Raw genomic sequence first — 13,212 nt, 5'->3', positions numbered from 1 at the left:
ACTAGAATCCGTACACCATTTTGACGAGGAAGGTGCGGCTTTGCTGCGCAATGACCTCCTGCGTATAGCCGGGGCCCGCCGGATCCGCATACTGTGTGTTGGCTACGTTGTACACCGAGAACGACACGTCGGCATGCTGGATCAGGCGCGTCGAGCCGACGGACAGATTGCCCAGGCAGTACCCTGCTGCGTGGCCACTTTCGGCGAGTCGGCTTGATACACAGCGCAGTTCGGTGGCGAGCCGCGCCGCATTGCCAAAGAGCGGCAGTACCAGATTGAGTTTCGCGAGATGCCGCGGTGAATTTTGCAGAATGTCTCCGGTGGCGCCGTCTCGGGCGATCTGCCACGAATAGCTGGCCCGGACTCGGGTTTCACCGAATCGTTGCTCATAGCTTATTTCAGCGCCGTTCGCTTTCGCCCGGTCGAGGTTCTCGAAAACGTACAGCCCGGCCGGCGAAGTCGTTTCCGAGATCAGGTCGCGAATGTCGTAATGGAACAGAGAAAGTGTCGCGCGACCCGTCGCGCCAAACTGTCTCTGGTAGATCAGTTCGGTGGTCGTGATGTGCTCAGCCTTCAATGAAGGATTCGCGGACTGTCCACCCACCCCCGGTACAGCGTAATAGAGTTCATAGGCGTTCGGTGCGCGATAGGCGCGACCGTACACCAGTTTCACTGTGTCGCTGTTGGTCGGCTTGTAGGCGAGCGCCACGCGTGGACTCACGTTGCCGCCTGCCGCTGTCTCCACGTCGTAACGAAGTCCGACATTGAGCGAAAAATTCGCGGGCAATTGCAGTTCGTCTTCGCCGTAGATTCCAGTGCGGTTACCGGAGCGCCGGTCGTCGAGAAAACTCTCGTAGGGTTCGACGTTGAAGTTGTACTGATCGCGATGAGCGTCGCGCGTATAGTCGAAACCCAGCACGACTCTATTTTTCGGAAGGGACGTGAACGTGGTGTGAACGTCGACACCGTACCAGAGCGCGTGGTCGCCATCGACGTTCTCCACCGGCCCTGGCGCATAAAGACTCGGACTGCGATAGTCGTAACGTCCCCAGTACGCGCTCGACGCCAGTTGTATGCCTTCCGCGATTGTGTGCTGAAAAGTGCCGTCGATAAAACTATGCGTATCGGTCGTGCTGAACGGCGCGTTGAATATCGCGCCATACGGCGCGGTGGGGACGCCCTTCGTCCGGTTGCCATAGCCCATGCTAAGGCCGAACTCGCCGTACGTGAACTTGGCGAGCAACTTCTGACTGCGATCGTAGTCGAGTCCTTGTGCCACGCCATTGTTCTGGTCGGGCGTATCGAACTCCGGATAAAACAGGCTCTGCCCGTTGCTGACAAAAGAACTCGCCGACAGCAGTACGTCCGCGCCATTCGTGCCATGCCAGCCGTAAGTTGCGCGCGCCTGCTTCTCGCCAAAACTCCCTGCTGCGACTGCGACCTGAGCACCGCGGAGACTTTCGCCGGTCTTTGTAATCACGTTCACGACGCCAAATAGCGCGTTCGAACCGTACACAGCCGATCCTGGACCGGGCACATACTCAATACGCTCGACAAGATCCAGGTCTACCGGAAAATCGGTGCCAATGGCAGCCTGGTCGAATACCGAGTCGTTGGTTCGTACTCCGTCGATCAGCAGCAAAAACCGGCTGTTGTAGTCGCCCGGGCGCTGAAAGCCCCGTGCGCCGAGATACGAATAGGTCCGGTCGTAGGTTGTGTAGAGTCCGGGAAGCGACGCGAGCGCATCCGCGAGGGTCTTCCATCCGAAATCGCGGATATCGGCGGCCGTCAGAATGAAGACCGCGGCCGGTGCGTCGGATATCGGCTGGGCAAGCCGGCTGGCGCTACTCACCGTGACCTGCATCAACGCCTCCAGCGGTAGCGCGGTCAGATCGTCCGGCGCATGCTCGCTCGTGGATATCTCCGGCTTCGCCTGCGCGGCCGCTCGAACGTTGTGTGCTGGGATAACAGCAGACGCTGCGGCAAGTAATGTGAGGCGCAACGTGCACTTAACACCGCGCGCAAAGTTACGCAAATCGGACATGGGAGTAAAACTTACTAACGTAGCGCAGGAAATGGTGCATTCATCCAGCTTCTTATCGGCTTTTCCGGCGCAAACTTGAATCGGGCGCAAAGCGCCGCGTTCAGCCGTGGGCCCGTTATGACAAGCGCTAAGGGTTGATACTGATGCCGATATCCGATCGGTAACTTCTTCGCGCGTGAATTCGCTGACGAAGAAAAATGTGCACCCTGATTTCTGGCCTCCGGTTTTAGAGGGGGCACGTCATGTCTGCTCTATTCCGCTCCCTTAAGATTTCCTTCAGCATTTCCCCTTAAATTCGAGGTAGACCGTTTTCCCGGTTCGCATGAACGGACCTAAAAAGGCCTGCGGTCGGCCCACAAAAAAAAGAGAGATTAGATGGCAAGGGGAAAAATTAGCGCGGCCGTCGGGAATGCTCGCTCTGCGTATGCGCTCGAGCTTGCAAGAGGGCGCTCATACATTGGCAGTACGCTGACGCCGGCGACACGCAGCAATGCCATTACCGAAGTATTCGCCGAATTCGTCGAACTATATGGAGATCGAGAATTAGCCTTGTTTCAAAAGCTTCTAGCGGAGGATCTGCAACGGCAAGGTCAGCCCGACGCTTCGTTGGCCGTGCTTGAATTCAAGCTCCGTATTCGGTGAGCGAGCGCTTCGTTCGAGCGATGAGCGCCGCCTAACTTCAGCGTCAACGCGCTCACTCTTCTCAACGCATGTGCGTCCGCTCATGCCGGACTCATTCCCGCACTATCCGGCAGATAACAGACGAGCCACCTGGTCCGACTTCGTCTGCACCGCGATATCCTTCGCCGTCAATCCCCGATTATCCTTCATCGCCCGATTCGCGCCGCGTGCGATCAGCAGCCGGACAGTATCCGCGCGATCGTATCCCGCAGCCCACATCAGCGCAGTGAGGTCGTTCTTATAAGGACGATTCACGTCGACCCCGGCATCGAGCAGTTGACTCACCACTTTCGACTGTCCCTGGCCGGCCGCATACTCCATCGCAGTCTTGCCGATGCGATCCGTGGCAAGCGGATCGGCGCCGTGCGCCAGCAGCAGCGCGACGATTTCATCAAAGCCGCCGTACGCCGCGGCCATCAACGGTGTGACGCCCGGCGCGTTGGCGTGCTGGACGTTCGCGCCGTGTTCGATCAGCATGCGCGCCGTTCCCAAGTCGCCTTTTTTGCACGCGGTAATTAGCGCAGTGTCGCCGATGCGGTTCATGGCATCCACTGCGGCCCCGCGCTGAAGCGCCGCGAGAGCCGACGGCTCGTCTCCGTCTTTCGCGGCTGCAAGCAGTTGCCTGTTTGTTTCTCCGTCGCCTTGCGCATGCGCGGACATGCATGCGCCGAATGCGCCAGCAAGCAACACGACAACAGCAGTGGTACGGATGAGAGTTTGTTTCACGGCATCGCCTCCCTGCTACTGGAGATTGTTGATGTATGCGGCGAGATTGCGAATGTCGTCGTCTGTCAGATTGCGGGTCACACTGGCCATGTTGCCGGCGTCGTTGGTCCGCGTATGCGAACGGAAGTCCTGCATTTGCTTGACGATGTACGGATACAGTTGACCCGAGACGCGCGGAATCTCGTTCTGACCAGAAAAGCCGCCCAGGTGGCACATCGTGCATAACACCTCGGCAGCTTTATTCTTTCCGGCTTCGATGCTGGCGCTATCCGCCTTGAATGGAACGGACACCAGCTTTTGCGCGGCGAAGTAGTCGGCGAGATCCTGCATGTCGTCGCGCGAAAGGTTCGCCGCCATCGGCGACATGCGCGGGTCGCTGCGCCGCCCTTCCTTGAAGTCCTTGAGTTGCAGATAGAGATAGCGCGCGCTCTGACCCGCGAGAATCGGATAGTCCGGATTCGTCGAATTGCCCATCGGCCCATGACAGGCCACGCACACCTGCGCTTTCGCCTTGCCCGCCTCGGCGTCGGCGTGCGCGTTCAACGGCAGCCATGCGGCGGCGAACCAGCCGCACAGCCATGCCGTCCATGAGCGGCTCGCCGCTCCCCGGGTTCCCCGTAGCATCGGCATGCGCATCGTCATGGCAGCGCAAAAACCACCACGGTGTTGCCGCGCTTGAAGTCGAGCTGGGTATTGCCGCCCGCCGCGACCGCGACGTATTGCTTACCGTGCACCATGTACGACACCGCGGGCGCATTGACGCCGGCGCCGCACTGGAACTCCCAGAGCTTCTTGCCGGTGGCGGAATCGAATGCGCGGAACAGGCCGTTGCCTTCGCCGTTGAATACGAGACCGCCCGCCGTCGCCAGCACGCCGCCTATCAGCGGTTGTTCGGTCTTGAAGTCCCACGCCACCTTACCCGTATCGACGTTGACCGCGGAGAGCTTGCCCCATTGCTGTTCGGCCGCGATCGTCTTGAACGCGCCGCCCAGCCAAAGCTTGCTGCCACCCGGATAGGCCGCGTCCTCGACCTGATACGTCATCGGTTGATGCAGATTGGCCGCATACACGAGGCGCGTTTGCGGATCGAACGCCATTGGCGACCACTCGACTCCGCCGTTCGCGCCGGGCAGCATCCGCGCGCCCGCGGCTGTCGGCAACGTCCACATGTTCTCCTGGGGAATCATCGCCTGCGAATAGCGGATCAGCCGCCCGGTGGCCCGATCGTGAACGTACACGTGGCCGGTCTTGCCGCCGTGCACCACGCCCGGAATCATCTTGCCGTTGGTGTCGCGCACGTCGATCAGCATCGGCGGGCTCACGGCGTCGAGATCCCACACGTCATGCGGCACATACTGGTAGTGCCATTTGTACTTGCCGCTGTCCAGATCGATCGCGACGAGTGAATCCGTATAGAGGTTGTCTCCCGGGCGGATTGCGCCATACAGGTCCGGCGAGGGATTGCCCACCACGAAGAACACCGTATGCGTTTGCCGATCGACGGCGGGCGCCATCCACACACCGCCGCCGAGCGTTTTGTAGAAATCGCCCCCCTTCGCGGCGAGCTGTTTTTTCTCCGCGTCGATATCGCGTTTCTCGTCGCGGCCAGTCGCATCTTTCGTGGCCCACACGCCTTCCTGCCCGGTTTCCGGAATCGTATAGAACGTCCACAGCAATTGACCGGAGTTTGCATCGAACGCTTTGAGGAACCCGCGAATGCCATATTCGCCGCCGTTCGTGCCAATCAGCACCTTGCCGTCGACGACCGTCGGCGCCATCGTTTCCGAGTAGCCCTGATCGGGATCGGCAATTTGCGTTTGCCACAGCACGTTGCCGGTTTTCGCGTCGAGCGCGACGAGTTTCGCATCGAGCGTGCCCATGAAGAGCCGGTCGCCGGCTATGGCAACGCCGCGATTGTTGGGCCCGCAACAAAACGTCGTGACCGAGCCCATCTTGTGCTTGTAATGCCAGAACTCTTTACCCGTGACCGCGTCGACCGCATACACGTGGTTAAACGAGGTGGTAATGAACATCACACCATTCGATACGATCGGCGCCGTTTCCATCGACTCGTTGACGGCTGTCTGGAAGATGAAAGCCGGTCTGAGTTTCGCCACGTTCGTCTTGTTGATTTGTGCGCCGCGGTAGTAGCGCGTCTGCTCGTAGGAACCGTTCGAAAGCAACCAGTCGTTCGACGTGGTGGCCGCCTTGTCGAGTTGATCCTGACTCACGGGCTGCAGCGTCGACGGCACGGGTGAGCTCGTCGTAGTCGAAGTGTTCTGAACTTCGTCGGCGGCAAAAGCAGAAGGTAGGCCGAATGCAATGGCGAGCAGGGAAAGACCAATAGCATCTGGAATGCGAACGAATGGCATGAGCGTCTCCTTGGCTTTTTATTGTTCAAGAATTTCAGCGCTGGAGTGCGGCATTCATCCACGCCAGCAATGGCGTAGAAAAGCAGGATGGCACAACCCTCTCAAACAACAAAAGCGTACGATTTAGAACCGTTGATTGCTTTGTCAGAATGGGTCGGCTGCGCACAGACGGGCGAAGGTCATGCCCTCGCCCCAAAAGGCCGGCTCGCTTAAGCGTAGGCGATACGCTCCAAATTTTCCAGACCCTCGACAGGTATTGAGCAGAGCGGATTTACCCGTATGACGAGTTCGCACGTCCGGCGCTCACGCGACGCGTGGCCGAGTGAAACTCCGGTGCGAATCGCCAGGCGAGCAACAGCAGCGCAAGCAGCGCGGGACACCAGCGCAAATCCGTCGGCACCGGTTCGCGGTGAGCGAATCGCGCATCGAGCAGGGCCTCGCTCAAGGACGCGGTGCTCGACAGGCGGCGATATCCGAAGCCGATCTGTTCGGCCACGGCGGCAAGGTAATGCCCGTGCAATTCGGACAGCTCCTCGTGGCTTTCCGCCCGCGTTTCGGATCCCGGCCGCGTAGGTACCTGAATCACGTCCTCTGCCTGCCAGTAGCCGTCACGCCGGCCGTCGGAATCGGTGCGCGGAATGGGCGCGGCCTGATCGCCACCAACGCCGATCAGCCAGCCCTTGACCTGAGCGGGGTTGATGTCCCGCGCCGGCGCATCCGAAGGCAGGATTGGCGGCGCCTCCTGTCCATCGGTGACGAACACGACAGCCGCGCCATGACCGATGTCCTGCGCCACGCGAACCGCGGAATAGACGCCGCCCTCGGCAATGCGGCTCCAGTTGGTCCAGCGCATTCGCCAGTCGATCCTGTCGAGCGAGGACAGTAACGCATCGTAGTTGCTGCAGACTTCGACGGGCGGCAGCAACAGCAACGTCCGCTGACCGGTGAACACACTCCACCCAAGCTTCGACCCGCATGGCAATCGCCCCAGCGCGTCGCGCGCCGCAGCCCGCGCGAACGCCAGGCGGCTCACCGGTGCGTCATTCAGTGCGATGTCCTCGACATCCATGCTCTGCGTAATGTCGAAGGTGACGATGTAGCTGAACGTATTGCGTGGGAGTATCACGCGAGGCATGGCGACCGCTGCGATCAACAACACGAGCGCCACGGGCGTCGTCCAGTGCCGCCGTCCGGAAAGCCCACGCTTCGGCGCGCCGAATCTCATGGCAGATCCTTGCTTTGCGGATCGCTCACCTTGACGTTGTGCTGCGACTTGACCTCCGGCGATTCCGCCGCGGAGTGCGTTTCAGGCGCGAGCCACAGCGCCCGTTCGAGGTTATAGCGCGCATCCCAATCGTCCGGCGCGGCACGCAGCAAGGTCCGGTAGCGCGCCTTGGCCTCCTCGATCATGGCGGCCGACCGGACCGTGCCGGAGCGGCTGTCGCCCATGCTCTCACGCAGGTACATGTTGCCAAGATCGAACAGCGCCGCGCGCCCTACCTCGCCAGATTGCCCGTCGCGGATCAGGTCCTCGAAGAGCGGGCCTGCCCTGTCGTAGGCACCCGCGTTCGACAACGCGATGGCGCGCGCGAGTCGAACCTGGCCGTCCTCGCGTCGACCCTGTTCGTCGCGCGGAGCGCCCGTCGCGGCCGCTTTGCCTGCTGCTTTGGCTGTTTCAGCCGCGACTGCCGCGACGGCCTGATTGACGTGCTGCGCGTGCCGCAGGCGAACCCCGTCATACGCCGCGACACCGGCGCAACACAGCGCGACGGCCGCGAAGATGAGATGAATCGACGCGCGCTTCATGACCAGGCCCGCACCTGAAGCAGCCGCAAAGCCAGCAACAGCGCACAACCGGCCAGCGCGAGCGCGAAAAAATACGGGCTGAGATCCTGCCGTGGCAAATGCTCGACAAACGAAGTCCGCGCGTTTTGCTGGCGATTGATCTCGGCCATCGCGTCCTTCATCGCTCGCGCATCGCCGGCCTGAAAAAGCCGGTACGGGGTCTTCAGCGAGAGGAAGAAGCGATGCAACTCGGCTTCGGCCGAAGACTCACTCGCGGGAACCGCAGCGTTCAGATCGGGACTGTAGGTGCCGCTGCGCAAGTAGATAAAGTAAAGCGCGATCTGGTTGCGCGTCAGTCCATCCTGAATGAGACGCCGTACTTCCGCGTCGAGTCTCGCACCACCGTCCGAGACGAGCACGATCGCCCGGCGCCCCGACGATGCCCAGCCATTGAACTCGCCGATGGCCGCCAGCAACCCATGGTCAAGTTGCGTGTCCGGCATGCCGCGACCCACCGCCGTACCTGCAATCGCGGCTTCGATCGCACGGGAGTCGTAGGTAAACGGCATCGCCAGCACCGAGCTCGTGCCGAACATCATGAACGCAAGCCGCGTCGTTGGGCCGTTGAGCCACGAAGTTCGTCAACGAAGCGCGCGCCACCTTGTTCTTCGATTCACCCGCCGGCGACTCCACGCCTTTGCTATTCATCGTTTCGTCCATGCTCGCACTGCGGTCCATCAGGATCAGGATCTGGGCTCCGCTGCCGGTACGCAGCACTTGCCGTTGCGAGCGTCCCGGGCCGGCGAGGCCAACCACAATCGCCGCCATCGCCAGCACGGCACTGCCGCGCACGACGAAGCCGAGCCATTGCCCGACGCGATCCTCCGGAAGCCATGCGACCCAGGAGAAGGCCAGCGTGTCGCCGCGTCGCGGCAACAACGGCAGCGCGGCTAACGGCACGAGAACAAGCAGCCACGGATAGGCGAAGTCGAATGCCGTGTTCATCGCTGATGGCGCTGCTCTGCGCGATACAGTGCGCGGCACAGCCCTCGCAGCGGATAAGGGGCGAGCACCGGTGCAGGCGTGAAGAAGCGCTCGGTCGATTGCTGATAGAACTGTTCGAGTTGCGTGCGTAGCGGCTGCAAATACGGCGCTCGCGCGAACAGGCTGGGCAAAGAACCCGCGTGAACGACATGGCCCGCTGTTTCATTCAGTGCGCGGTGCAGGCAGAGCCATGCATCGGCGGACGTGTCCGCGTTCGGCGGGTCCAGTCGCCGCATCTGCCGCCACGCGCGCGCAAACGGCAACCGCGCCGACTCGTGCCAGTTGCGCCACCGCCACCAACCCGCCCACGACAGCAGCGTCAGCAGTAGCAGGCCAAGCGCGAAACTCGCCTGCCGCCGCAGCGGCGCGGTCGGTAGCGCAGGAGCCTGCCGGTCAGGCCGCATCAGTTGCAGGTCACCGGCATCGAAGGCATCGACCTGTGTCATCGGGCCGATGCTGAGCGGCCACTCCGCGACCTGCAGCGTCGCGCCGGACGCCGAGGTCAATGTCAACGCCGGCAGAGCAATCCTGGTGAGCGTGGGCGCGACGTTGACGATCTGGTAGTCGATTACCATCCAGCGACGACCGTCGGCATCGGTTTCGAACCGGGCGGGCCGCCGTTCCAGCCACTCGTCAGTGCGGCCGACGGAAGGCGGCGCCACCGAACCCGCATCGTGATCGCCGGCGGACAGCAGAATGCGTTGCGTGAGGATATCGCCGAGCAGGTGGCCGAATGCGCGCGGCTGTTGAACCGTTGGCTGAAACACAACGGTCGGCCCTGCGGCGACGCTCATTAACGGCATCGGTGCCAACACCACCACCAACAACCACGCTAGCGAAGAGACAAACCTCTTCGCGACAGATGTCCCGCGCAGCGAACTATATGATCTGCCAGCGCAGCGCCCATCGAGTCTCATGCGATCGTCTCCAGAAAATAGCGCGACATCGCCTCTGGATCAAAAGCACTCTCGATGTAAAACGGCTGCATGCCACGCTTGCCGAACATCGTCGCGAGTTCAGCACGCCGCCGCGCGACAGCCTCGCGCCAACGCGCGCGCACGCTGCCACGCAGCCATAGCGTGCGCTGCCGGGCGGACTCGGCGTCACGGACCGCAAGCAGCGGCGCGCCGTGCGGTGGTGCGATCTCAGCGGTATCCCAGACCACCATCGGCACCACACACGCATGAACCAGCAGGTCGAGTACGGCGGGCAATTCCGCGAGCGGCCAGTGAAAATCCGAAACAAGGAAGATCAGCGCGCGCCGCCCGGCCAGCGTCGAAGCGGCGCGCTGCAGCCCGGCAATGCCGCCGCTTCCGGCTGTGTCGCTCGTGCTGTCACGCAACATCGTCGCGAGCAGGTTGCCGACACCCCGCCCGTATCGCGCCGGCATGAATAGATCGTCACGCGCGGCGTTATCGAAGGCGAGCATGCCCAGCTGATCGCCGACGCGAAACGCGCTATATCCCAACGCCTCGACAAAGTCGGCGGCAACCTGCAATTTCGTCTGGCGCGTGCCGAAGTGCATGGAAGCGGAAACATCGACGATCACCTGCACCGGCACCGCAGCGCGCTGCAGGTGAACCCGCACCAGCCATTCGGAGCGTGCGGCGCGCACGCTGGCGCGCAAATCCAGGCGGCGCGGATCCGGGTAGTCGAAAAGGCGGCCGTGCATTGCGAATTCCTGGCCGGCGCCGAAGCTCGATCCCGGATGCGAGCCGGGACGAGAACCGCCTGCGCGCATCGGCAAACGGTAGTGAAATTCGGGGGTCGCGTTCATGGCTCAGGGTACGGCCAACCTGTTCATGATTTGCGCCGTGAGCGCTTCGGCGAGCTCCTGGCGGCGCAGTTCGTAGATCGGCGTGAAGAACACGCGATGCCCGAGCGCCGGCATCAGCACCGCATGAATATCCTCCGGCACCAGATGCGTACGGCCGGCCAGCCACGCCACCACGCGCGCGGCGCGCAGCAGCGCGCTCATGCCGCGAGGGCTCGCGCCCGCCAGAATGAGGCGATCCATATCGACGCCGTCGAGCGCAATGCCGAAACGCTGTGGCGTCTCCGTTGCCTGCCAGATATCCAGAACGTAGCGCTCGATCGTCTCGCTCGACTGCACACTCTCCTGAATGACCGCGCCGACCTGGTTCAACTGTTCCCAAGGAACGATCGCGGGTGGCAGTCGCGCAAGCAGCATGTCGACGTCATGGAACGTCGGATCGAATACCAGCGCCCGCCGCACGTCGGGCTCGGTCGGCGTGGGCATGCCCAACTCGAACAGGAAGCGATCGCGCGCGGCCGATGCAAGCTCGAAGGTCTCTTCCTTCTCGACCTTGTTGCGGTCGGCGAAGACCGTCATATGCGGAAAGCGGAATTCGCGATCGAACGCCCACACCGAACGCTCCGCCATCGCACGCAAAAGAAGCGACTGAACCTGCGGGCGCGCGCGATTGATCTCGTTGAAAAAGAACGTGGTCAGCCCCTCGCCGTGTCGAAGCAGCGGACCGGGGTCGATGCGCGGCCTGCCCTCGGCGTCGACGTACGTGTGATAGACGAGATCGCCCGGCATCAGATCGATGGTGCCTTCCACGCGCTCGAACTCCCCGCCCACCACACGCGCAAACGCGCGCAATACGGTTGTCTTGCCGACACCGACTCCGCCTTCGAGGAGCACATGACCGCGGGCAAACAGGGCGACGGTGATGAGACGAATGATCTGCGGCTGGCCGATCACGACGCGCGAGACTTCATCTTCGATCTGCAGCGCATGCACGCGCCAGTCCTGAAGCAATTCGCCAGCACCCATCGATGCAATCCCCTATAGCAGACAATTCAGGCGCGAGCTCGCCATGAACCCACGAAATGAATGTGCTTCTCATGGCTATGAGCGGACGTCGCCGCATACTCTGTGCCAGTACGCTGCCGGGCGCAGCAGGCACGCCCGCGCGCGGAACGATGTCAACGTGTCACGTATTCGAGTACACAGTGTGCCGCCGCTGACGAGTCCCGGACCCTCTCACGGTGAAATGCTGCTCGCTGCCGAACCCGCCGCCGCACTGCCGGCAAGCAGTCCGGCCAGCGCCGCGGCGCCGCGGCGCCAGGATACGTCCGTATTGCCGCGGATATCGACCGAACGCTGGAAGACGGTTGCGCCGCTCGCGACATCCTCGACATGCAGGTTGATATTCAGAATCAGGTTGCTGACTTTCTGGACCCAGCACCGGCCGACCTGTTCGACGACGAGTTTGCGTCCCACTTGCCGGGCACAGTCGGCGCACGCGTTCAGATCTTGCGACGCGCCGAGTTCGGCGATCAGACCAGTGGCGGGCGCATTGTCGGCGACACGATAGCGCTGGGTGCCGCGCAACTGTTCGCGCAGCGCCTCGCTGACCATTTGGATGCGAGTCTGCTGGATGCGGTTGGTCACGGCATCGTTGTAGGCCGCGTTATCGTCGATCAGCACGCAATTCATGACCGCGATCGAGGTCGGCGCACCGAACGCCTGCGAGCACGCGAACGCCACGCAGATCACGCCGAGGGTCCGCACGTGTCGCACGTACCGCACGTACCGCACAACCGCCCCACGTCCTGTCATGCTCATCTCACCACTCCTGATTTCGCGGGCAACGTGGTGTATGGCGCATACTCGCGCTCCAGATAGACGGCGGCCTGCTCCAGCAGGAACTGCCGGAACACCGTGCAGGTCGGCGACAGTTGTTTGGCCCGCAAATGCACGACTTGCCACGTCCGTTCGATTGGCGTGCCATTGACGTCGAGCAACGCAATTTCCTTGGTACGCAGTTCCAGCAGCAGTGTATGCAGGGAAATCAGACTCACCCCCATGCCGGCCATGACCGCCTGTTTGATCGTTTCGTTGCTGCCGAGCGTGACGACCTTCGCGGGCGTGAAGAGATGCTGCCTGAACATTTCCTCGGCTGCCATACGCGTTCCCGAACCGTGCTCGCGCAGCAGGAATGTGTCGCCGCGCAGCTCCTGCAGATCGAAGCGCCGCGCGCCGCATAGCGGATGGTCGAGCGGCGCGATCACTACTTGCGGATGCCACGCGAGCGGCTCGGTCGTGGTGTCGAGTTCCGGCGGCGGCCGACCCATGATGGCGAGGTCGATCGCATTGTCCTGCAAGAGGCGCAGCAGCGCGTCGCGATTGCCGACGGAAAAGTGCACATCGACCTTGGGATACAGGTGCGAATACATGGCGAGCAGCTTCGGCGCGAAGTATGTCGCGGAACTGACTATACCCACCGCGATCGAGCCGCTATCGGCCTGCTTCAGCGAGGTCATCGCGTCTTCGGCATCCTTGATCTCGCCTAGAATGCGGCTCGCGTGGTGGCTCAGCATTTCACCCGCTTCGGTCAACGTGAGCTTGCGCGCAATCCGCTCGAACAGCCGCAGACCGACCGCCTCTTCGAGCTGATGAATCTGCATCGACACCGCCGGCTGGGTCAGATGCAGTTCCTCCGCGGCCCGTGCGAAGCTCGTGTACCGGCTCGCCACCACAAAGATCTGCAACTGACGCAAGGTCAGCGAGCGGATGAAATTCACCTTGGC

The 13,212-nt window shown here is 62.2% G+C and carries 12 protein-coding genes and 1 pseudogene; 1 reads left to right on the top strand and 12 read right to left on the bottom strand.

Annotated elements, in window-relative coordinates; translation table 11 throughout:
* Nucleotide 1: 1 nt before the first annotated feature.
* Nucleotides 2-2,044 carry a TonB-dependent receptor plug domain-containing protein gene (locus AC57B1_RS25050; protein ID WP_496419012.1) on the bottom strand — a complete coding sequence of 681 codons (2,043 nt, stop codon included), beginning with the start codon at nucleotides 2,042-2,044 and terminating at the stop codon, nucleotides 2-4.
* 375 nt (nucleotides 2,045-2,419) lie between these two features.
* Here AC57B1_RS25050 and AC57B1_RS25045 point away from each other — a divergent pair, with 375 nt between their 5' ends.
* Nucleotides 2,420-2,686 (top strand): hypothetical protein, encoded by a 267-nt coding sequence (locus tag AC57B1_RS25045; RefSeq protein ID WP_091803471.1) that lies wholly within the window; start codon nucleotides 2,420-2,422, stop codon nucleotides 2,684-2,686.
* Between the two features lie 102 nt (nucleotides 2,687-2,788).
* On the opposite strand, the gene AC57B1_RS25040 is transcribed toward AC57B1_RS25045, so the two are convergent.
* The 11 genes and pseudogenes from AC57B1_RS25040 to AC57B1_RS24990 form a co-directional block, all read right to left on the bottom strand.
* Nucleotides 2,789-3,451, bottom strand: coding sequence for an ankyrin repeat domain-containing protein (locus tag AC57B1_RS25040; protein WP_496419011.1), 663 nt, complete (start codon nucleotides 3,449-3,451; stop codon nucleotides 2,789-2,791).
* A gap of 15 nt (nucleotides 3,452-3,466) precedes the next feature.
* Nucleotides 3,467-4,087: a c-type cytochrome gene (locus AC57B1_RS25035; RefSeq protein WP_408353655.1), complete on the bottom strand. Its 621-nt coding sequence runs from the start codon at nucleotides 4,085-4,087 to the stop codon at nucleotides 3,467-3,469.
* 2 nt (nucleotides 4,088-4,089) lie between these two features.
* Nucleotides 4,090-5,823: a pyrroloquinoline quinone-dependent dehydrogenase gene (locus tag AC57B1_RS25030; RefSeq protein WP_496419010.1), complete on the bottom strand. Its 1,734-nt coding sequence runs from the start codon at nucleotides 5,821-5,823 to the stop codon at nucleotides 4,090-4,092.
* 271 nt (nucleotides 5,824-6,094) lie between these two features.
* Nucleotides 6,095-7,048 carry a vWA domain-containing protein gene (locus AC57B1_RS25025; RefSeq protein ID WP_408353568.1) on the bottom strand — a complete coding sequence of 318 codons (954 nt, stop codon included), beginning with the start codon at nucleotides 7,046-7,048 and terminating at the stop codon, nucleotides 6,095-6,097.
* A complete protein-coding gene (locus AC57B1_RS25020) occupies nucleotides 7,045-7,629 on the bottom strand; it encodes a tetratricopeptide repeat protein (RefSeq protein WP_496419009.1) in 585 nt (194 codons plus the stop codon). Before AC57B1_RS25020 ends, AC57B1_RS25025 begins: the two co-directional genes overlap by 4 nt.
* Nucleotides 7,626-8,613: pseudogene (locus AC57B1_RS25015) on the bottom strand (vWA domain-containing protein). Before AC57B1_RS25015 ends, AC57B1_RS25020 begins: the two are co-directional and overlap by 4 nt.
* Nucleotides 8,610-9,446, bottom strand: coding sequence for a calcium incorporation protein MxaA (locus AC57B1_RS25010; protein ID WP_496419008.1), 837 nt, complete (start codon nucleotides 9,444-9,446; stop codon nucleotides 8,610-8,612). The pseudogene AC57B1_RS25015 and the gene AC57B1_RS25010 overlap by 4 nt, the downstream one beginning before the upstream one ends.
* A 119-nt stretch (nucleotides 9,447-9,565) precedes the next feature.
* Entirely contained in the window at nucleotides 9,566-10,429 is an 864-nt protein-coding gene (locus tag AC57B1_RS25005; RefSeq protein WP_408353560.1) for a DUF58 domain-containing protein, read from the bottom strand.
* Between the two features lie 3 nt (nucleotides 10,430-10,432).
* Entirely contained in the window at nucleotides 10,433-11,452 is a 1,020-nt protein-coding gene (locus AC57B1_RS25000; RefSeq protein WP_408482352.1) for an AAA family ATPase, read from the bottom strand.
* 210 nt (nucleotides 11,453-11,662) lie between these two features.
* Complete coding sequence (locus tag AC57B1_RS24995; protein ID WP_496419007.1) at nucleotides 11,663-12,247, bottom strand: DUF3280 domain-containing protein; 585 nt, start codon at nucleotides 12,245-12,247, stop codon at nucleotides 11,663-11,665.
* The gene (locus tag AC57B1_RS24990) at nucleotides 12,244-13,206 is read right to left on the bottom strand and encodes a LysR family transcriptional regulator (RefSeq protein ID WP_408353556.1); all 963 of its coding nucleotides are present in this window, start codon (nucleotides 13,204-13,206) and stop codon (nucleotides 12,244-12,246) included. Before AC57B1_RS24990 ends, AC57B1_RS24995 begins: the two co-directional genes overlap by 4 nt.
* Nucleotides 13,207-13,212: the final 6 nt, after the last annotated feature.

Source organism: Paraburkholderia sp. BGA-UO-ETr-F21 (assembly GCF_059567925.1).
Note: the sequence above shows the minus strand (reverse complement) of the source record. Positions and strands in the feature narration are given on the sequence as shown.

Bases quoted from the DNA above. Each gene is read 5' to 3' on its own strand.
- AC57B1_RS25030 (WP_496419010.1), bottom strand. From the start codon at position 5,823: ATGCCATTCGTTCGCATTCCAGATGCTATTGGTCTTTCCCTGCTCGCC.
- AC57B1_RS25035 (WP_408353655.1), bottom strand. From the start codon at position 4,087: ATGCGCATGCCGATGCTACGGGGAACCCGGGGAGCGGCGAGCCGCTCA.
- AC57B1_RS25005 (WP_408353560.1), bottom strand. From the start codon at position 10,429: ATGAACGCGACCCCCGAATTTCACTACCGTTTGCCGATGCGCGCAGGC.
- AC57B1_RS25050 (WP_496419012.1), bottom strand. From the start codon at position 2,044: ATGTCCGATTTGCGTAACTTTGCGCGCGGTGTTAAGTGCACGTTGCGC.
- AC57B1_RS24995 (WP_496419007.1), bottom strand. From the start codon at position 12,247: ATGAGCATGACAGGACGTGGGGCGGTTGTGCGGTACGTGCGGTACGTG.
- AC57B1_RS25020 (WP_496419009.1), bottom strand. From the start codon at position 7,629: ATGAAGCGCGCGTCGATTCATCTCATCTTCGCGGCCGTCGCGCTGTGT.
- AC57B1_RS25010 (WP_496419008.1), bottom strand. From the start codon at position 9,446: ATGAGCGTCGCCGCAGGGCCGACCGTTGTGTTTCAGCCAACGGTTCAA.
- AC57B1_RS25045 (WP_091803471.1), top strand. From the start codon at position 2,420: ATGGCAAGGGGAAAAATTAGCGCGGCCGTCGGGAATGCTCGCTCTGCG.
- AC57B1_RS25000 (WP_408482352.1), bottom strand. From the start codon at position 11,452: ATGGGTGCTGGCGAATTGCTTCAGGACTGGCGCGTGCATGCGCTGCAG.
- AC57B1_RS25025 (WP_408353568.1), bottom strand. From the start codon at position 7,048: ATGAGATTCGGCGCGCCGAAGCGTGGGCTTTCCGGACGGCGGCACTGG.